This is a genomic window from Sphingobium sp. JAI105, assembly GCF_015752145.1.
Lineage (GTDB): Bacteria > Pseudomonadota > Alphaproteobacteria > Sphingomonadales > Sphingomonadaceae > Sphingobium > Sphingobium xenophagum.
In genome coordinates this window covers 105,175-124,130 of sequence record NZ_JADOUC010000001.1, presented here as the reverse complement: position 1 = coordinate 124,130, position 18,956 = coordinate 105,175, and the positions used below count along the sequence as shown (strand labels likewise).

Genomic DNA, 18,956 nt, shown 5'->3' with positions numbered 1-18,956 from the left:
AAGTTTAGCGCGAAGCGAATTGGCGGCCCTTGGTCGCGATGGCCCAGCGCTGCGGCGTCGCGCCCGGCGCGCCTTCACGCACGAAACACTGGCCGTGCTGCGACTGAATGGTGCGGCAGGCGGTTACCGCGTCGGCCCGGCTGCCAAAGCCGCTGATGGCGAGGCGGTGGAAGGACTTGCCCTTGACCGTCGCCTGGCTGGTGAGGACCGGGAAAGCGGCCAGCGCGCTGCTGCGGCCAGCCATGTTCATCCATTTTTCCTTGGCGATCGCCGCCGTGTCATAGGCGCCCAACTGGACGACCCAATTGCTGGCGCCAGCACTGACCGGCTTGATGAAGGCGACCTGCTGCATCCGCGCGGCTGGCTGCGTCGCGGATGCGACGGCATTCTGCGCCTTGGCACGAGCCTTTGCGCCCACTGGCTTGGCCCGATGATCTTCGATGATGAAGTCGCGGGCCGCGACGCGCACAGGCGCGGGCTGGACGACCGGCGCGGCTTCGACGACAGGTGGAGCGGCCTCGACCATGGCGGTCTGCACCGGCGCTTCCGGTTGCTCTGCCAAGGGTGGCGCAACATCGGACGGCGCAGCGGCCATTTCGACTGGCGCTGGACCAGCTGGCGCGAGCGCGAGAGCGACTGGCTGGCCGGCATCGGCGGCATCAATCGTGACGCCCATCAGCGCGGCGACGCGCTGCGGCGCGAGCGAGGGTTCGGCAATCTGCGCCCAGTCGGAAATTCGCTTGTTCGCGGCCAATGGATCAAGGTCCATGCCCACGATCATGCGGGCATCCTTCCAGCGGCCAGCCAGCGCATAGGCATAGGCCAGATTCTGGCGGGTCCGGGCAGTGGCGGACGGGTCGTGAATGGCTTCGGACAGGACACGCACGCCTTCGGGTGCATCGCCGGCCATGGCCATCGCCAGACCATAATCGCCCGCAGGCACCGTATCGGCATGGGCCAGCAACAGGCTGCGCGCGCTATCGGCGCGACCCTGCGCGACCTGCACCAGCGCCAGGCTGACGATCGTGCGCGCATCGTTGTCACCCAGCGTCATCGCGTCGGTCAGCGCGGCTTCGGCGGATGCGAAACGTCCGGCCAGCACATAGGCGCGGCCCAAAATCTGCCGATAGGCGGCGTTTTGCGGCGCGAGCTGCACCGCGGCCTCTGCCGCCGCGATCGCCTTGTCACCGTTGCGATCGGCCAGTGCCTTTTCGGCGGCGATGGCGAGCTTTGCCGGATTGCCCTTTTGCTGGACAGCCGATGCAGAAGGACGGAAGGCCGCCCCGGTGCAGCCAACCATCGTCGTGGCGACCAGCAGCGATGAAATCGCCGCCTTTGCAAATGTGTTGCGCTTCATAGTCCTACCCACCCTTCTTTCACTGGTTGCCGCGCATGTGCGGCAACTGCTGTGTCAGCCGGTCAATTTCCGGCAGGTCGTTGAGAAAATTGTCGAGAGATTCGGTAATGATCTGCTGTGCCGAGCGGCCAGTGATGGCGCAGGCGAGCCGCAGTTTGAGATGACGATCCGCGTCGATCCGCAACGTGAAGGCCGCCTTGCGGCTGGCCTTGGCTTTCGCGCTTGCATCGGCCGCCGCTTTGCGCGGCGCAGGCTTGCCCGCCAAACGTTCGACCAGCTCCTCGCGCTCGATGACGACGGGCGGGACCGGGGCTGAAACGGGGAGCGCTGTAGGCATCGGCGTCAGGCCGATCGCAACCGGCGGCTCATCCGTCGGCAACGGCGCTGGTTCGACGTCGAACCCCATGTCATTCCAGCCCAGATCATCCTGCTGAAGGGCAGCGCCGGCCGAGCGGCCAAAGCCGAGCATCGGTCGACGCATGGCAGGCTGGGCCGCGCCCTTGCGGGCGAGCAGACCGGAGGTGAGCGATGCGAGAGGTTTGGGTTCACCCATGATGCGTCCCCTTACTGGCCGATCACGCGGCGACCGAAGCCCCCGCCGACCGGACGGCTTGCGACGGTACCGACGCTGCCCTGGGGCACGGAAAAGACCGTGCGGCGGAAATTCTTTTCAAGCCGGTCGGAGATATAGGACCATAGCGCCACGACCTCCGCCGCAGACCGTCCCTTGGGGTCCACTTCCATCACGGTGCGACCGTCGATCATGGATGCCGCGAAATCGGTGCGGTGATGCAGGGTGATGGGGGCAACGGTGCCATGCTGCGACAGGGCAACGGCGGCTTCCGAAGTGATCCGCGCCTTGGGCGTCGCGCCGTTCACGACAAAGATCAGCGGCTTGCCCGCACGCTCGCACAGATCGACCGTTGCGCCGACGGCGCGCAGGTCATGGGGGCTGGGACGGGTCGGCACGACGATCAGTTCGGCGACGGAAATGACGCTCTGGATTGCCATGGTGATGGCGGGCGGCGTGTCGATGACGGCGAGCTTGAAACCCTGCTGCCGCAGGATTTCTAGGTCGGCAGCCAGTCGCGCCACGGTCGTCTGGGCAAAAGCGGGAAATTCGGCTTCGCGCTCATTCCACCAATCGGCCAGCGATCCCTGCGGATCTATGTCGATCAGCACGACTGGACCCGCACCCGCGTTCTGCGCCTGCACGGCCAGATGGCCAGACAGGGTGGTCTTGCCCGATCCGCCCTTCTGCGATGCCAAAGCCAAAATCCGCACGCAAATCCCCCCAGAAATCGAGTTCCGTTCAGGATTTGCCACGACCGCGCCTAAAATTCGGTTAATGGGCGAGGAAGTTTGATTGACGAAAGGTCAACAGGGTTAAGGTCGTTTCAGGCATGAGGAGCCTGTGATAATCAGACATTAACCTTGTTTCATCATAGCCGCTGCAAATCTATTGGCGCAGGAGCATGTGCATATGAAGCGTATATGGGGAACTGTCGCTGTCGGCGCCATGATCGGCATCGCGGCACCAGCCATGGCCGATGTGAAAACCGGCGTCGATGCCTGGCAGCAGGGCGACTATGCCAAGGCGATCGGCGAATGGCGGCCGCTGGCCCAAAATGGTGATCCTGACGCGCAGTTCAATCTGGGCCAGGCCTATAAGCTGGGTCGCGGCGTACAGCCGGATCTCAACGCCGCGATGGACTGGTATCGGAAAGCCGCGGCGCAGGGGCATTTGCGGGCGGAGGATAATCTGGGCCTGTTGATGTTTCAGCAGGGCGACCGCGCAGGGGCGATGCCTTACCTCCAGCGGGCCTCCACGCGGGGCGAACCGCGCGCGCAATATATTGTCGGCACGGCGCTGTTCAACGGCGATCTGATCGGCAAGGACTGGGTACGCGCCTATGCGCTGATGACCCGCGCCTCCACGTCCGGACTGGCGCAGGCGACCACCAGCCTGGAGCAGATGGACAAGTTCATCCCGGAAGATCAGCGGAAGCAGGGTCTGGCTCTGGCGGCGGCACTGGAACAGTCCGAAAAGGGTGGCGCGCTGGCGTCGGCCAGCCCGGCCCCGCTCCGGCCCGCGCCATCCGGCATACGCAAGACCGATTTGCCGCCATCGACCGTTGCCCAACCCGTCGCACAGCCCGTTGTCACCCCGCCAGCGCCCAAGCCGGCACCTGTTACCACCAAGCCTGCGCCGCAGATCGCGGTTGCCAAGCCCAAGCCGACACCGCCGGCACCCCGTCCCGCCAACCCGGTCCCTGCGCCCGCCGCATCGGGCGGCTGGCGCGTGCAACTGGGCGCGTTCAGCGAAGACGGGCGCGCTCGTGCTTTGTGGGGCCAGTTGACGGGCAAGGTGAGCGGCTTGTCCGCCTATCAACCCTATCTGGTCAAGGCTGGCGCGGTAACACGGCTGCAAGCCGGGCCGGTTGCCAGCAGCAATGATGCCAGCCGCCTGTGCAGCCGGATAAAGGCGGCAGGCGCAGACTGCATTCCCAAGAAGATGTGAGCATCAGGCCATCCTGGCCTGATCCACAATCCAGTCGCCAAACTGGCTGAGCGCCGGATGGACAGGTGCGTCCAGCGGGCGGGCGAGATAGTAGGCTCGCTCGCTCGACAATGGCCGGGCGAACGGGATGACCAAAGTGCCCGCATCCAGTTCCGGCTGGATCAGGAAGCTGGGGATCAGCGCCACCCCTGCCCCCGCCGCAGCCGCCTGCGCCAGCATCAGGAAATGTTCGAACGCGGGACCGGGCGGCAGCGTCCCGGCCTCCACGCCGGCCGATGCGAACCAGCGCGCCCAGGCATCGCGCCGCGAACTCTGCCTGAGCAACGGAGCCGTCAGCAGATCGGCAGGCTGTCGCAAGGGGTGCGCGGCCAACCAGCCGGGCGCGCAGACCGGCACCGCCTCTTCGCGAAACAGGAAATCCATCGCTGCGCCCGGCCATTCGTCGGGTGTGCCGAAATGGATGGCGGCATCAAATTCCTCCTGCGCGAAATCGAACGGTTGCGACCGCGCGGCGAAATCCACCACCAGTTGGGGATGCAGGGCGCTCAGATGCGGCAGGCGCGGCGCAAGCCAGCGCATGCCGAAACTGGGCAGGGTCGCTATCCGCAGCGCGCCCGGCGAGCGGCGCATGGTCATGCGCGCCGTCGCCCGACGAATGCGGTCCAGCGCTGGCAGCAATTCATCGGCATAGATACGGCCTGCTTCGTTGAGCCGCACCCGCCGACCGACCCGGTCGAACAAGGGCGTTTCCAGCCAGTCCTCCAATTGCGCGATCTGACGACTGACCGCGCTTTGCGTCAGGCCGATCGCTTCGCCAGCACGCGAAAAGCCGCCATGACGCACCGCCGCCTCGAAACTGGTCAGCGCGGTCATGGATGGCAGCCATTTGCGATCATCATTCATTCCATTCTCGCATCAACAGATGACAGGTCACCATTTGGAAAATACGACATAGGCTGAGATAAGGTGGCTGTCACCGGGAGCAATCTATGTCGAACGAGAATGATGGCCATGTCGTTGCACTAACGCTGGCGACGCTGGGCGAAACGGCGGGACGGCGGACGCTCGATGCGCTGTCGATCGATCCTGCGTTGCTGGCGGAGCAAGGCGCTACGGTGTCGCGCGCGGCCTTTGCGATGGCCATGAACATCGCCCTGTTCGATGATCTGTTGAAAAGGGTGCGCAGCGGCGCGGCCTATGTCGCCGATACTGTCGCGCGTGGCGGCCGGGTGACGTTCGACCATGGCGCGCTGCGGACGATCCGCCTGCCGCATGGCCCAACCGGCGCGCTGCCAGGCGGCGAGGACGCATTCACCCGGATATTGCAGCCGCTGGGCTATCAGATGGCGGCCATCTATCCGCTCGACCGGCTGCGCATGACGGGGCGCGCCTATGTGCATGCCGACCGGCCCGAAGCCATCCCGCAATTCTTCCTGTCCGAACTGCATGTCGACCGGTTCGACGCGGAATTCGGCGCGGTTGCCGCCCGGATATTCGGCACCTCGCGCGATCCTTTGGGTGATGCGGAGCAAGCCGTGCTGGCGCGCTATGACGCTGGCGAACCAGTGGCGCTGGATGAGGCAGTAGCGGCATTGCCGGGGATCGTCGCCGCGTTCGACCGGCAGCATGAGATGCCCAGCTTTGCCGATTATCAGCTGCTCCTGTCCCGGTCCAACGAGGCGGCCTGGATCGCGACCGAAGGTAACGCCTTCAACCATGCGACCGACCGTGTGGCAGATGTCGCCGCATTGGCGGATCGGCTGAAGGTGGAAGGTCAGCCGATCAAGGAACGGCTGGAGATTTCTGCGACCGGCCGGGTGCGGCAGACCGCGTTCAGGGCCGATAGCGTCGAGCGGCTGTTCGGCGATGGGGCGTTGCGCGACGTGCCGGGTTCCTTCTACGAATTTATCAGCCGGGATGTTGATCCGGCGACAGGCAGGCTGGACCTTGCCTTTGACACGGGCAACGCCACCGGCATTTTCGCCATGACCAGCGCGGGCGCAAGCGCATGATGCTGCAATCCTTCGACCCCGCCTCACGCGCGTTGATATGGGAAGGCCCGGTCGCCGATGCCGCCGCCTGCAACCGGGCGATCGCCACAGCCCGCGCCGCCCTGCCCGGCTGGCGCGCGTGCGCCGTGGAGGAGCGGATCGCCATCGCGCGGCGCTATGCGCTGGTGCTGGAAGAAAGGCGGGCTGCGCTTGCAGAGTTGATTTCGCGCGAGACCGGCAAATTGCTGTGGGAGAGCGACGCCGAAATCGGGTCCATGATCGCCAAGGTCGAGGTGTCGATCGCTGCCCATGCCGAACGCACTGGTGAACGCGCCGCCGCCATGAACTTTGGCCGGGCGGTGCTGCGCCATCGCGGCCATGGCGTGATGGCGGTGCTGGGCCCGTATAACTTCCCCGGCCATTTGCCCAACGGCCATATCGTCCCCGCCCTGATCGCCGGCAATGCGGTGGTATTCAAGCCATCGGAAATCGCGCCAGCCACGGGCGCAGCGATGGCTGACGCCTGGGCCGCAGCGGGGCTGCCCGACGGGCTGCTCAATGTCGTGCAGGGCGGCCGGGCGACCGGAGAGGCGTTGGTAGCCGGTAACATTGACGGGCTGCTCTTTACCGGATCGGCCGGTGCTGGCGCGGCGCTCAGACGGGCGCTGGTGGACCGGCCCCATGTCATCATGGCATTGGAACTGGGCGGCAATAATCCGCTGATCGCATGGGATAGCCCGGACGAAGCCGCGTCGATCATCATCAATTCCGCCTTCATCACCACTGGCCAGCGCTGTTCCTGCGCAAGGCGGCTGATCGTGCCGGAAGGCGCGGTTGGCGATCGGATTGTCGCTGCCGCGGATGGGTTGGCGGCGCTCCTGCCGATCGCGGCATGGAACGAGCCGGGCGATGCCTTCATGGGACCACTTGTGTCCGATCAGGCCGCCGCTGCGGCCCATCGCGCCGTCAGCGACCTCGTCGCACGGGGTGCGCGGGTCATCCGGCCCTTCGCGGCAATTGACGGGCGCAGCGCCGCCTTTGTTACACCAGGCATCATCGACATGACCGGCGTGGACGGACCCGATGCAGAAATTTTCGCGCCCTTGCTGTCGGTGATCCGGGTGCCGGATTTCGATGCGGCAATGAAGGTCGCCAACGCCACCGCCTTTGGCCTGTCCGCCGGATTAATCTCTCAGGACGCGACCCTTTGGGAGCGGATGGTGGAGGAAAGCCGCGCGGGCGTGGTCAATCGTAACCGGCCAACCACGGGCGCGGCGGGCAACATGCCCTTTGGCGGCCTGGGCGCTTCGGGCAATCACTGCCCCAGCGCCTATTATGCTGCGGATTATTGCGCCTATCCGATCGCCAGTTTCGAGGCGGACGGGGTGCAGTCCGTCCCCGTCAACGGGCTGGCCTGACCCGGAATCGCAGGCCAGCACCGGAATTGAGGCCTGTGAAGTGGGATCGCAGCGGAGTGCCCCGTTTCGCTTAACCGGCGCGGTGCATCGCGCAGAGCTTGTTCCCGGACGGATCGCGCAGATAGGCCAGATAAAGCGGGCCAAAGCCGGACTCGCGAATGCCTGGCGGATCTTCGCAAGTCGTACCGCCAGCGGCAACGCCCGCAGCGTGCCAGGCATCAGCCTCTGCCGGGGTGGCCATGCTAAAGCCGATGGTTCCGCCATTGGCGCATGTCGCCGGCTGGCCATTGATCGGCTTGGTCACAAGGAACAGGCCGCCATTATGCATGTAGATCAAGCGGCCACGGTCATCCGTGAACCCTGGTTTGCCGCCCATCGCCTGAAACAACGCATCGTAGAATATCCTGGCGCGATCGATATCGTCGGCGCCCACCATGACGTGACTGAACATGAGATTTCCCTGTTTGCAGGATTAGCGGAGCGTATCGCTATGCGCCGGACGAACGGATGGTGCCAGTTATACCAGCCAAACCCGCGTCGCCAAAGCGCGTGGGTGTCAGAAGATCGTGCTGTAGAGGAACCAGCCGACAATCAGCAGGCTCGACACGATGCAGATACGATCACCAAAGACGTCGATACGAGACATCACAAACATCCTTCCAACAAGGGCGATCTCCGTCGCCTCGATGGAAAGATTACATCAGTTTTTACCCTGCGGGAATAGCAAAATTGCGACGAAACCGCGCGGGGCCGCGACGGATCGCTTTTTGCGCCCCTTGAACGATCATTCCAATCGCAGATCCCGGCAGATTAGCGAAAGTCCGGCCCCCGATGGCGCAGAAAAGAATCAGTTGCTTCCTGCGGTCCGCGATAGGCTTCCTGAAATTCCGCGCTCCAATATTTAAGATCTTCCAGATCGATTCTCTCTCCGGACACGGCGCAAAGGACGAACTGTCCCGGTCGCACGACGTCGAAATGCGGTGTGTCGTAATGCAGCACCGCCAGACCTTGAATATCCGCCATCAGTCGCCCGTCAGGATACGGTCGACCAATTGCTTGACGGTCGGAACGAAGCCGTTGGAATAGAATGGGTCCTGCTTGAACTTGTAGGCGCCATGGCCGGCAAAGACCAGATTCTGGTCAAGGTCGCCGCCATGAACCGCCTCCTGCAGCGCCTTCTGGATGCAGAAGCTGCGCGGATCGGCCAGACGACCGGTCGAGTTGGTCTCACTGTCCATCCAGCTGGAGAAGGCGCACTGGCTAAGGCAGCCCATGCAGTCTGTCTGGTCCTTGCGGATCACCGCCCGCTCCTCGTCACCGACGAACACCAGCGTATTGTCCGGCGTCTTGAGCGCCGAGGTAAAGCCCTGCCCGAACCATTCGCGCGCGCGGTTCAGGTCGCCCAGCGTCACCCAGAAATGCTTGCCCTTCACCCCCACGTCGAGCTGGTGGGTATGGTCGCCAGCCTGTTCGGTGCTGAACGCGATCTGTCGTTCGGAGCGCGCTTCCAGGCTGCGCAGGAAGGGATTGCGCACCGCCGAGCTGTAAAAGCCGGTCGGCGAGAAGCGATGGAGCAGGATGTCGCCGGGGTTGAGCTGCGTCAGCAACTCCTTCCACGCCTGGGGGATCGGGCTTTCCTGTGTCAGCAGCGGACGGGTGCCGAACTGAAAGGCGATGGCGCCCAGTTCGGGATTGTCGATCCAGTCGTTCCAGTCCTTGAGCGCCCAGACGCCGCCCGCCATGACGATCGGCACGTCATCCGAAATGCCACCTTCACGCATCGTCGCGCGCAGGTCGCGCACGCGGGGATAGGGGTCTTGCGGCGCCTTGGGATCTTCGGCGTTGGACAGGCCGTTATGGCCCCCGGCCAGCCAGGGATCTTCATAGACCACCGCCGCCAGCCATTCCGCCGCCTTGGAATAAGCGCGCTTCCACAGCGCGCGGAAGGCGCGGCCCGACGACACGATCGGCAGATAGCTGACATTGTAGGACGCAGCGATTTCGGACAGCTTGTAAGGCATGCCCGCACCGCAGGTAACGCCCGCAACCATGCCCTTGGTCCTTTCCAGGACACCGTGGAGCACGCGCTGTGCACCGCCCATTTCCCACAGGACGTTGATGTTGATCGCGCCCTTGCCCCCGGCGATCTCGTACGCGCGCTTGACCTGCTCCACCGCGCCGTCAATGGCGTAGGCGACCAGTTCCTCATGGCGGTCGCGGCGGGTGCGGCCATGATAGATTTGAGGAATGACATTGCCGAAGCTGTCGTAGCTGTCGGCATTGACCGCCGACACTGTCCCGATGCCGCCAGCGGCCGCCCAGGCGCCGGAGCTGGCATGGTTGGATACCGCAACACCCTTGCCGCCCTCGACCAGCGGCCAGACTTCACGGCCACCATAGACGATAGGCTTCAACCCCTTGAACAACGACATCTCCCGCGAAAAAGCGACACCCGGCCCGACCGGGCAAAGACCACTGCTATAGCAGCCTTTGCACTGATTGACGAATTTCCGCGCGCCTTAGCGCAAAATGTCAGGGCTGGCCAGAGCCTCCCCATAAAGGCTGGCATAGGCGTCGACCATCGCCTGTTCTGCATAATCGCGGACCGCGCGATCGCGATTGGCCGCGCCCAGCCGGGCGCGCAAGTCGGGGTCGGTCGCAAGCGTGCCGAGCGCCTGCGCCAGGCCCGCCTCATCCGGCACCACGAAGCTGCGATTTTCCGGGGCCACCATGTTGATGACATCGCCGACATCCATCGACGCGACCGGAACGCCCGCCGCCATCGCCTCCACCAGCGAGATCGGGAATTGTTCACTATCGGAAGAAAGCGCGAAAATGTCGAACAGGCCGACGAAGCGCCACGGCTGGTCCATGAAACCGGCCATGTGGAGATCGTCTAGGCCAAGCGCATCGGCTTGCGCCACTATGGCGTCGCGCTCCGGCCCCTCCCCCACGACGACCAGTTGCAGCCGGTCGCGGTGGGCGGCGACGGCGCGGACCAGGCGGGGGATATTCTTGACCGGGCGCAACCCCGCCAGAGTCCCCACCAGCAGCTTGCCGGGCGACCGGCGCAGGCCCGGAATCGCATCAGGCGATGGCGGTTCGGCATAGCGGGCAGTATCTATACCGTTGCGGATCAGGTGCACCTTCGCCGCGGGCTGTTTCCAGACCTGCCGGGCAATGCTTTCCAGTCGGACGGAGGGGACGACAAGTGCATGGGCGCGGCCCAGGCCGGCGCGGCGATACAGGTTGCGCTGCGGCTTGAGGCCGGTGGCTTCATCAGCGTTGAAACCATCTTCATGATGGATGAGCGGCGGCATGGCCGACACTGAGCTGAACATTCTGTGCGCCATCGCGGCGTCCATCGCGCCCCAATTGTATGTGAGGATTAAATCGTATTTTTTCAAAAAGTTAGCTATATCTCTAAAGCGCCCCACCCCCGGACGACCGGCAAAGGGAGGGGATGCCGGGAAGTCCACCCGCACCGTTGGGTCGATCGCCGCGCGGGCGCCCAGCGCTTCCCGATCGGCACTGACGATCGCGTGGCGCGCCTTGTCACCCCAGATGTTCATCAGCCGAATGGCGCGCGCTTCCTTGCCCCCCAGGGTGAAGCTGCCATGGACGTGAAGAATGTGCGGCTGATTGTCAGCCATGCAGGACGCGGGCCAGCAACCGGTCGATCGCCGCTATGCTTTCCGGCTCATCCAGTGCGGGAGCATGGCCGACGTCGGGAATAGTTGCCAGTTCCGCCTTTGCGCCAATGTCCGCCACCATGCGCTGCGCCGTTTGCGCGCTGAGCAGGTCGGATCGTTCGCCGCGCAGCAGCAGGGTGGGAATATCGCGAAAGGCCGCCATGACCGGCCACATATCGACGCCCGCCTCGCTGCCCATCGCCCGGATCGGTTCGGCGATGCGCATGTCATAGTCCAGCACGATCCGCCCGGCGCTGTTCAGGCGATACAGGCGCTTGGCCATGGCCAGCCATTGATCCAGGCCGTAGGCGGGATAGACGTCGCGATTGGCTTCCTCCAGCGCGCGGGCGGCATGAACCCAGCTGGGGTGCGACTGATTGACGCCGACATAGGTGCGGATGCGCGCCAGTCCCGCCTCGTCCAGTTCCGGTCCGACATCGTTGAGCAGCGCGCCCGCCAGCCATTCGCGATGCGTAGCCGCGACCAGCATGGTGATGAGTCCGCCCAGCGACGTGCCGACCGCAACGAAACGGGTGATGGCAAGGTCCGCCAGCAACCGGCTGATATCCTGCAAATAGGTGAGCGGCACATAGGTCATGGGATCTTTGGCCTGAGCGCTCCCCGCCCGGCCCCGCATGTCCGGGCAGATCAACCGCCAGTCCCCGGCAAGCCGCGCGGCGAGCGGTTCGAAGTCGCGGGCGTTGCGCGTCAACCCCGGCAGGCAGAGCAGCGGCGGGCGGCCATCATGCCCCCCGGCATAATCCCGATAGTGTAGCCGCAGCCCGTCGGGGGACCACCAATATCCGTCGCTATAGTCGACCAAGCTTGATCCTTCAGGTGTCGCACCCCCATATCGCCTTATGATCCATATCCCGCAAGCCGCCAAATTCAGCCCCGTCCGCGAAATCGACCTGCTGATGCCCGATATAGCCGATCCGGTGACCGCTGCGGACTTTCCGCAGACAATCCTGCGCTTTCGCAATGATCGGGCGGCGGCAAGCGTCGGGCTGGATGGGCTGAGCGATGACCAATGGATCGCCCATTTCGGGCGGTTTGCGCCACTAGACGGATCGCTGCCCCAGCCGCTCGCGATGAAATATCATGGTCACCAGTTCCGCCATTATAATCCCGACATTGGCGACGGGCGCGGATTCCTGTTCGCGCAGTTGCGCGATGGCGCGGGGCGCTTGATGGACCTGGGCACCAAGGGGTCTGGCCAGACGCCCTACAGCCGCTTTGGCGATGGGCGGCTGACGCTGAAAGGCGGGGTGCGCGAGATTTTGGCGACCGAGATGCTGGAGGCGCTGGGCGTGCCCACATCACGCACCTTCTCGATCATCGAAACCGGCGAAGCGCTGGAGCGCAATGACGAGCCATCGCCCACGCGCGGCGCGGCGATGGTGCGCCTGTCCCATTCGCACATCCGCATCGGCAGCTTTCAGCGGGCGGCCTTTCATGAGGACAAGGCGCTGCTGAAGCGGCTGACCGACTATGCCCTGACGCGGCTCTACGACGAACAGCCGGGCGACAATCCGCCCGCGCAACTGCTGGGCCGGGTGGTCGAGCGAACCGCGGACCTGGCGGCTAGCTATATGGTAGCCGGTTTCGTGCATGGGGTGTTGAACAGCGACAATATCAACGTGACGGGCGAGAGTTTCGATTATGGCCCGTGGCGCTTTACGCCCTTGTGGGACGCGGGCTTTACCGCCGCCTATTTTGACCATCAGGGCCTTTATGCCTTCGGGCGACAGGCCGAGGCGATCCATTGGGACGTGGCGCAACTGGCCGTGTCGCTGCGTGCGCTGGTCGAGGCCGAGCCGCTTATCGCGGAACTGGAGCGGTTTCCGGCTTTATACGGCGAGGCGATGGCGCGCCGCTTTTGCTGGCGGCTGGGGGTTGTGCCGGGGGACGGCGTCAACGCGATGGTCGAAGCGGCAGTGCGCGGCATGGTGACAAGCGGCACCGGGATAGACCGCTTTTTCCATGACTGGCGCGGCGGGGTTCAGCGCGAAGGCGCGGACTATAGCGACCCGGCCTGGGGCGCATTTCGCGAGGCTCTGGTGGGATGCGCGCCTGTGCCGGGCGCGCGGGATCATGACTATTGGTCGGACGATGCGCCCTGCTCCATGCATATTGACGAGGTCGAGGCGATCTGGGCCGCAATTGCGGAAAGAGACGATTGGAGCCCGTTGCACGCCAAGGTCGCGGCGATCCGGCGGATGGGCGAAGCATATGGCTCGCTCCGGTCATCGGCGGAATCGCCGGGACTGGAGCGCCGACCATGATTGATAGCTGTTTCCTTAACCAATTTCTGCCATGGTTCACACCAAATGGTCGCACCGCTTACATCCCATGAACCCGCCACCGGCGTTTTGCTCTGGCAGGGCGAGGCGGGGGATGTGGAAGCAGAGGTTGCGCGGGCGCGAGGGGCCTGGCCGCGCTGGGCGGCGCAACCGATCGCTTACCGGATCGAGACGCTGCGGCGCTTCGTCAATGTCGTGCGGCGGAACGAGGATGCGCTGGCCGACCTGATTGCGCGTGAAACCGGCAAGCCGTTATGGGACGCGCGCACCGAAGTCGCCGGCGTGATGGGCAAGGTGGATATTTCGGTCGCGGCCTATTCCGAACGCACCGGGCAAAAGCGGCTGGAGGCGGCGCTGGGTGCGCGGCAATCGGTGCGGCACAAGCCCCATGGCGTCATGGCCGTCCTTGGCCCCTATAATTTCCCTGCCCATCTGCCCAACGGGCATATCGTCCCGGCCCTGCTGGCGGGCAATGCTGTCGTGTTCAAACCGTCGGAAAAAACGCCTGCCGTGGGCGAGATGCTGGTGAAGCTCTACCATGAGGCAGGCGTGCCGGTGGATGCCATGCGGCTGCTGCTGGGCGGGCCGGACGCGGGCAAGGCGCTGGCGGCGCATCCTGATGTGGGCGGCATATTATTCACCGGGTCCGCGCAGACCGGGATTGCGATCAACCGGCAATTTGCCGCGCAGCCATCCAAGATTCTGGCGCTCGAAATGGGCGGCAACAATCCCATCGTCGTGTGGGATACGCCGGAAATCAATGCTGCCGCCGTGCTGGTGGTGCAGTCGGCCTTCCTGTCGGGCGGGCAGCGATGCACGGCGGCCAGCCGCCTGATCGTGAAGGAAAGCATAGCCGACGCCGTTATCGCCGAGGTCAAGAAGCTGGCCGACCGGCTGATCGTCGATCATCCCCATGCCGATCCCACCCCCTATATGGGTCCGGTGATCGACAATCCGACCGCCGACGGGCTGACCGAGAGTTTCCTGTGGCTGATGAGCAATGGCGGCAAGCCGATCAAGCATATGGTGCGGCCCAAAAAGGGTCTGCCCTTTGTCAGTCCCGCCATCATCGACGTGACCGCCATGACGGAACGGCCCGATGTCGAACTGTTCGGGCCGTTGCTCCAGGTGATCCGCGTCGCGGAATTTGGCGATGCCATCGCGGAGGCCAACAATACGCGCTACGGCCTGTCCGCCTCGCTGATCGGCGGGACGCCCGACCAATATAACCAGTTCTGGGCCAATGTTCGCGCGGGCGGCATCAACTGGAACCGCCCGACCAATGGCGCATCATCCTCCGCCCCGTTCGGGGGCGTGGGCATTTCGGGCAATCACCGGCCAAGCGCCTATTATGCCGCCGATTATTGCGCCTATCCGGTCGTGTCGGCCGAAATAGAGCAGCCGCGCGCCTCGATCGGCGTCGGGCTAAAGGACATTGATGTCAGCGCCATGGGCGATTGACCCCGCCCCGACAAGATTTCCTAGTCCCCCGCATACCCATTCTGAATTGAACTTCGCCTGCGCCTTGTCCACATGGCGACCATGGCTGACCAACCATCCGATCCTGCCACCCACGCCACCGTCCATCTGGTCGGCGCGGGACCGGGCGACCCGGAACTGCTGACGATCAAGGCGGTGCGGCTGATCCGCGACGCGCGACTGATCGTGCATGACGGGCTGGTGTCGGACGAGATTCTGGCGCTGGCATCCCCGGACGCGGAACTGATCAGCGTCGCCAAGCAGCGCAGTCGCTATTCGATGCCGCAGGATGCGATCAACGCGCTGCTGGTGCGTTCTGCGCTGGCGGGCGAAAGCGTCGTCCGGTTGAAAGGCGGCGATCCGTTCATCTTCGGGCGCGGTGGCGAGGAACTGGAAGCATGCCGCGCGGCGGGTGTGCCGGTGGAGATCGTACCAGGCGTCAGCGCTGCGATCGGCAGCGCGGCGCAGGCGCAACTGCCGCTGACCCATCGCGATGCATCCAGCGCAGTGAGTTTCGTGGCGGGCCAATGCAAGGGACTGAGCGATCAGGACTGGTCCGGGCTGGCGGGCAAGGGCCGCACGCTCGTCATCTATATGGGCGTGGCGACGGCGGCGCAGATCGCCGACAAGCTGATCGCCGATGGCGTGTCACCGGCTTTGCCGGTCGCAGTGCTGGAAAATGGCACGCGCGCAGACATGCGCACGCTGCGCACCTTGCTCGCCGACCTTGGCGACATGGTGGAACGTGAAGCGGTGGTCAGCCCGGCGCTGATCGTCGTGGGTGAAGTGGCGCGCTATGCGCTGGCACGCGATGTGCTGGCGGGGTGGGCGCAAAGACAGGAATATGGGGCGGAGACGCGTTCGTGAAGATTTTGACGGGTAATGATCTGGCGTCGGGCGATGTCATCTGGTGGGCTGGCGACGGCTGGTCACGGCAGGTGAGCGATGCGACCGATGTCGGGACGCATGGCGATGAACTGGCGCGCGCGGAAGAGGCCGCGCTGCGCGTCGTGGGCGCCTATGTGATCGATGCGACGCGTGACGAGGATGGCGTCCGCCCGGCGCATATCAAGGACCGCATCCGCGCGTTCGGGCCGACCGTGCGCCCCGACCTTGTCGAACAACCAACCGAAGCCGACATCGGCAAGTGGGTGATCTGAACCATGTATCGTTATGACAGCTATGACCAGGCCATCGTCGACGCCCGCGTCGAGGAATTTCGCGACCAGACGCAGCGCCGCCTGACCGGCGCGCTGACCGAGGATCAGTTCAAGCCGCTTCGGTTGATGAACGGCCTCTATCTCCAGCTGCACGCCTATATGCTGCGCGTCGCCATCCCCTATGGCACGCTGTCGGGCAAACAGATGCGCAAGCTGGGCGAGATTGCTGGCAAATATGACAAGGGCTACGGCCACTTCACCACGCGCCAGAATCTGCAATATAACTGGATCAAGCTGGCCGATGCGCCGGACATCCTTGCCGAACTGGCGACGGTGGAGATGCACGCCATCCAGACCAGCGGCAATTGCATCCGCAATATCAGTTCCGATCAATATGCGGGCGTTTCCGCCGATGAAGTCGCGGACCCGCGCCCCTGGGCCGAACTGCTGCGCCAATGGTCGAGCTTCCACCCGGAATTCACCTATCTGCCGCGCAAGTTCAAGATTGCGGTGATCGCGTCGGACGATGATCGCGCGGCGATGCGGCTGCATGACATCGGGCTGAAACTGGTCGAGCGCGATGGTGTGGTCGGCGCGGAAGTCTATGCCGGCGGCGGCATGGGGCGCACGCCAATGGTTGCCCCGCTTATCAGAGACTTCGTGGCCGAAGATGAGATTATTTCTTATCTGGAAGCCTGCCTGCGCGTCTATAATCGCTACGGCCGCCGCGACAATAAGTACAAGGCGCGGATCAAGATCCTGGTCCATGAAATCGGCGTCGAGGAGTATAAGCGGCAGGTCGAGGAAGAATTTGCGCATATGCGCGCGTTGGGCCTCAATCCGCCGGTCGAGGAACTGGCGCGCATCCGCGACTTCTTCGCCGCGCCCGCTTATGAAAGCGGCCTGTCCGACGAGATCGACCGGAGCGACCGGGCTTTCGCTCTGTGGATCGACCGTCAGGTCGCGGCCCACAAGGCGCCCGGCTATGCCATCGTCAACATCAGCCTGAAGCCGATTGACGGCATCCCCGGCGATGCGTCGGCAGAGCAGATGGCGCTGGTCGCCGATCTGGCCGAGACATATTCCTTCGATGAACTGCGCGTCACCCATGCGCAGAATCTGGCGCTGCCGCATGTGAGGAAGGCGGACCTGCGTGCCGTCTGGCAGAAGCTGGTCGCGGCGGGCCTGGCAGAGGCCAATCTGGACCTGATCACCGACATCATCGCCTGCCCTGGCCTGGACTATTGCGCGCTGGCCAATGCGCGCTCAATTCCCCTGGCGCAGAAGATCGCGTCCCGCTTCGCCGCTGCGGATCGGCAGGCGGAGATTGGCGAATTGAAGCTCAAAATTTCCGGCTGCATCAACGCCTGCGGCCATCATCATGCCGGGCATATCGGCATTTTGGGCGTGGACCGCAGGGGCGTGGAAAATTTCCAGTTGCTGCTGGGCGGATCGGGCGCGGAGGATGCGTCACTGGGCCAGATCACCGGGCCGGGCTTTTCCGAGGACGGCGTGGTCGATGCGATCGAGAAGGTCACCGACATTTATCTGGCCGAGCGGGAAAGCGGCGAACGCTTCCTCGACACCTATCGCCGCATCGGCATGAAGCCCTTCAAGGAGGCGATCTATGGTTGATTATACACAACAGACGTTCGCCCTGAGCCTGTCGAAGGGTTCCGCTGAACGTAGTGAAGCGCCTTCGCTTCGCTCTGGCAAAGGCTTCGACTTCGCTCAGCCCGAACGGAAATTGTAAGATGGTTGAATTTCTCTCCTTCCGCGACGGCGAGTCCACGCAGGAACCCGCCGTGACGGTGGAATCCTTCACTGGCCAGTCCAACGCCACCGCCGTCCGCATCGAACCGGGCGAGGATGCGCGCGAATTGCTGCCGCATCTGGACCGCCTTTCGCTGGTCGAGGTCAATTTCCCCGGTTTTGGCGACGGACGCGGCTATTCGGCGGCGCGTATCCTGCGCGAAGCGGGCTATACCGGCGAATTGCGCGCGGTAGGCGATGTGCTGGTCGACCAGATCGTCGCCATGCGCCGCTGCGGCTTTGACAGCTTTCATCCCGCCAAGGCGCTGGACGATGCCGCCGTCGATCGCGCCCTCAACCGCTATGACGACGTCTATCAAAAGGCGATCGATGGCCGCACCCCCATTTGGGCAAAGCGGCACCCGGAGACACACAATGGCTGAAGCCGCCCGCACGCTCGACATCATCGACGCCCGCCCCGCCTTTACGCAGGCAGATGCGGACGCGCTCAATGCACGGTTTGAGGGTGCAGGTACGCTGGACATGCTCAAATCCGTCTTTGCCGAAGGGCTGGCGGGCAATGTCGCGGTCGTTTCCTCCTTTGGCACCGAAAGCGCAGTGCTGCTGCATTTGGTGGCGGAGGCGGACAAGAGCGTGCCGGTCATTTTCGTCGATACGCTCAAGATGTTTGCCGAAACCCTGGCCTATCGCGACACGCTGATCGACGCTTTCGGTTTTACCGACAGCCGCACGGTGACGCCGATTGCCGACGTGATCGCAAAGAAGGACGAGACCGGCCTGCGCTGGTCCTATGATCCCGATGGCTGCTGCGACATCCGCAAGGTGGAGCCGTTGAAGCGCGCCAAGGACGGGCTGGACGCCTGGATTTCCGGGCGCAAGGCGTTTCAATCAGTGACCCGCCAGAATCTCCCCCGTTTCGAGGTCGAGGACGGACGTCTCAAGATCAATCCGCTGGGCGACTGGACCAAGGATGATCTGGAGGCCTATTTCGCCGAACATGCCCTGCCCCGCCACCCTCTGGAGGCCCAAGGCTATCTGTCGATCGGCTGCGAACCCTGCACGTCGAAGGTTCTGCCGGGTGAAGATCCGCGCGCGGGGCGCTGGCGTGGATGGGACAAGGTGGAATGCGGGATCCACTCGCCCGTCACGCCGATCCCGATCGTGGACCCGGAAGACCCCGCCAATATGCCGGTATTCTGACGGCGCTGCGTAATCTTCCATTGTGGCTGCGTAACTTTATTACAAGCCTCTGGACGGATCGC

At 64.2% G+C, this 18,956-nt stretch carries 19 protein-coding genes; 10 read left to right on the top strand and 9 right to left on the bottom strand.

The features are described from left to right. Positions 1-4: 4 nt before the first annotated feature. The 3 genes from IWY39_RS00650 to IWY39_RS00640 are packed head-to-tail and all read right to left on the bottom strand — an operon-like array spanning position 5 to position 2,641. A complete protein-coding gene (locus IWY39_RS00650; RefSeq protein WP_107123563.1) occupies positions 5-1,357 on the bottom strand; it encodes an SPOR domain-containing protein in 1,353 nt (450 codons plus the stop codon). Between the two features lie 19 nt (positions 1,358-1,376). Beyond that, positions 1,377-1,910 (bottom strand): hypothetical protein, encoded by a 534-nt coding sequence (locus IWY39_RS00645; RefSeq protein WP_107123564.1) that lies wholly within the window; start codon positions 1,908-1,910, stop codon positions 1,377-1,379. A gap of 11 nt (positions 1,911-1,921) precedes the next feature. Further along, positions 1,922-2,641 carry a ParA family protein gene (locus IWY39_RS00640; RefSeq protein ID WP_026149730.1) on the bottom strand — a complete coding sequence of 240 codons (720 nt, stop codon included), beginning with the start codon at positions 2,639-2,641 and terminating at the stop codon, positions 1,922-1,924. A 199-nt stretch (positions 2,642-2,840) separates the two neighbouring features. Between IWY39_RS00640 and IWY39_RS00635 the strand changes: the two genes are divergently transcribed. After that, positions 2,841-3,878, top strand: coding sequence for an SPOR domain-containing protein (locus IWY39_RS00635; RefSeq protein ID WP_181316571.1), 1,038 nt, complete (start codon positions 2,841-2,843; stop codon positions 3,876-3,878). Positions 3,879-3,881: 3 nt separating this feature from the next. On the opposite strand, the gene IWY39_RS00630 is transcribed toward IWY39_RS00635, so the two are convergent. After that, positions 3,882-4,781: a LysR substrate-binding domain-containing protein gene (locus IWY39_RS00630; RefSeq protein ID WP_107123565.1), complete on the bottom strand. Its 900-nt coding sequence runs from the start codon at positions 4,779-4,781 to the stop codon at positions 3,882-3,884. A gap of 86 nt (positions 4,782-4,867) precedes the next feature. Between IWY39_RS00630 and IWY39_RS00625 the strand changes: the two genes are divergently transcribed. After that, positions 4,868-5,890, top strand: coding sequence for a 2-oxoadipate dioxygenase/decarboxylase family protein (locus IWY39_RS00625; protein ID WP_107123566.1), 1,023 nt, complete (start codon positions 4,868-4,870; stop codon positions 5,888-5,890). After that, positions 5,887-7,287 (top strand): succinylglutamate-semialdehyde dehydrogenase, encoded by a 1,401-nt coding sequence (astD, locus tag IWY39_RS00620; RefSeq protein WP_107123567.1) that lies wholly within the window; start codon positions 5,887-5,889, stop codon positions 7,285-7,287. The genes IWY39_RS00625 and astD (IWY39_RS00620) overlap by 4 nt, the downstream gene beginning before the upstream one ends. Before the next feature lie 70 nt (positions 7,288-7,357). Here astD (IWY39_RS00620) and IWY39_RS00615 read toward each other — a convergent pair whose 3' ends face one another. The 5 genes from IWY39_RS00615 to IWY39_RS00595 form a co-directional block, all read right to left on the bottom strand. Then, complete coding sequence (locus tag IWY39_RS00615; protein ID WP_017182498.1) at positions 7,358-7,738, bottom strand: VOC family protein; 381 nt, start codon at positions 7,736-7,738, stop codon at positions 7,358-7,360. 359 nt (positions 7,739-8,097) lie between these two features. Next, the gene (locus tag IWY39_RS00610; RefSeq protein WP_017182500.1) at positions 8,098-8,310 is read right to left on the bottom strand and encodes a DUF2093 domain-containing protein; all 213 of its coding nucleotides are present in this window, start codon (positions 8,308-8,310) and stop codon (positions 8,098-8,100) included. Then, on the bottom strand, positions 8,310-9,713 hold the full coding sequence (locus IWY39_RS00605) for an NAD(P)H-dependent flavin oxidoreductase (RefSeq protein WP_026002278.1): 1,404 nt from the start codon (positions 9,711-9,713) through the stop codon (positions 8,310-8,312). Before IWY39_RS00605 ends, IWY39_RS00610 begins: the two co-directional genes overlap by 1 nt. Positions 9,714-9,806: 93 nt before the next feature. Then, positions 9,807-10,940: a glycosyltransferase gene (locus IWY39_RS00600; RefSeq protein WP_107123568.1), complete on the bottom strand. Its 1,134-nt coding sequence runs from the start codon at positions 10,938-10,940 to the stop codon at positions 9,807-9,809. Next, positions 10,933-11,802 (bottom strand): alpha/beta fold hydrolase, encoded by an 870-nt coding sequence (locus IWY39_RS00595; protein WP_019053257.1) that lies wholly within the window; start codon positions 11,800-11,802, stop codon positions 10,933-10,935. Before IWY39_RS00595 ends, IWY39_RS00600 begins: the two co-directional genes overlap by 8 nt. Before the next feature lie 37 nt (positions 11,803-11,839). On the opposite strand from IWY39_RS00595, the gene IWY39_RS00590 reads away from it, so the two are divergent. The 7 genes from IWY39_RS00590 to IWY39_RS00560 all read left to right on the top strand — a co-directional run bounded on the left by IWY39_RS00590 (position 11,840) and on the right by IWY39_RS00560 (position 18,894). Then, complete coding sequence (locus IWY39_RS00590; RefSeq protein WP_107123569.1) at positions 11,840-13,264, top strand: protein adenylyltransferase SelO; 1,425 nt, start codon at positions 11,840-11,842, stop codon at positions 13,262-13,264. 45 nt (positions 13,265-13,309) lie between these two features. Beyond that, positions 13,310-14,743 (top strand): succinylglutamate-semialdehyde dehydrogenase, encoded by a 1,434-nt coding sequence (gene astD / locus IWY39_RS00585; protein ID WP_107123570.1) that lies wholly within the window; start codon positions 13,310-13,312, stop codon positions 14,741-14,743. A 72-nt stretch (positions 14,744-14,815) separates the two neighbouring features. Further along, entirely contained in the window at positions 14,816-15,628 is an 813-nt protein-coding gene (gene cobA / locus IWY39_RS00580) for a uroporphyrinogen-III C-methyltransferase (protein WP_196871297.1), read from the top strand. Further along, complete coding sequence (locus IWY39_RS00575) at positions 15,625-15,921, top strand: DUF2849 domain-containing protein (protein WP_017182507.1); 297 nt, start codon at positions 15,625-15,627, stop codon at positions 15,919-15,921. Before cobA ends, IWY39_RS00575 begins: the two co-directional genes overlap by 4 nt. Before the next feature lie 3 nt (positions 15,922-15,924). Further along, complete coding sequence (locus IWY39_RS00570) at positions 15,925-17,556, top strand: nitrite/sulfite reductase (RefSeq protein WP_107123572.1); 1,632 nt, start codon at positions 15,925-15,927, stop codon at positions 17,554-17,556. A gap of 119 nt (positions 17,557-17,675) precedes the next feature. Beyond that, on the top strand, positions 17,676-18,116 hold the full coding sequence (locus IWY39_RS00565) for a DUF934 domain-containing protein (RefSeq protein ID WP_017182509.1): 441 nt from the start codon (positions 17,676-17,678) through the stop codon (positions 18,114-18,116). Beyond that, entirely contained in the window at positions 18,109-18,894 is a 786-nt protein-coding gene (locus IWY39_RS00560) for a phosphoadenylyl-sulfate reductase (protein WP_107123573.1), read from the top strand. The genes IWY39_RS00565 and IWY39_RS00560 overlap by 8 nt, the downstream gene beginning before the upstream one ends. Positions 18,895-18,956: the final 62 nt, after the last annotated feature.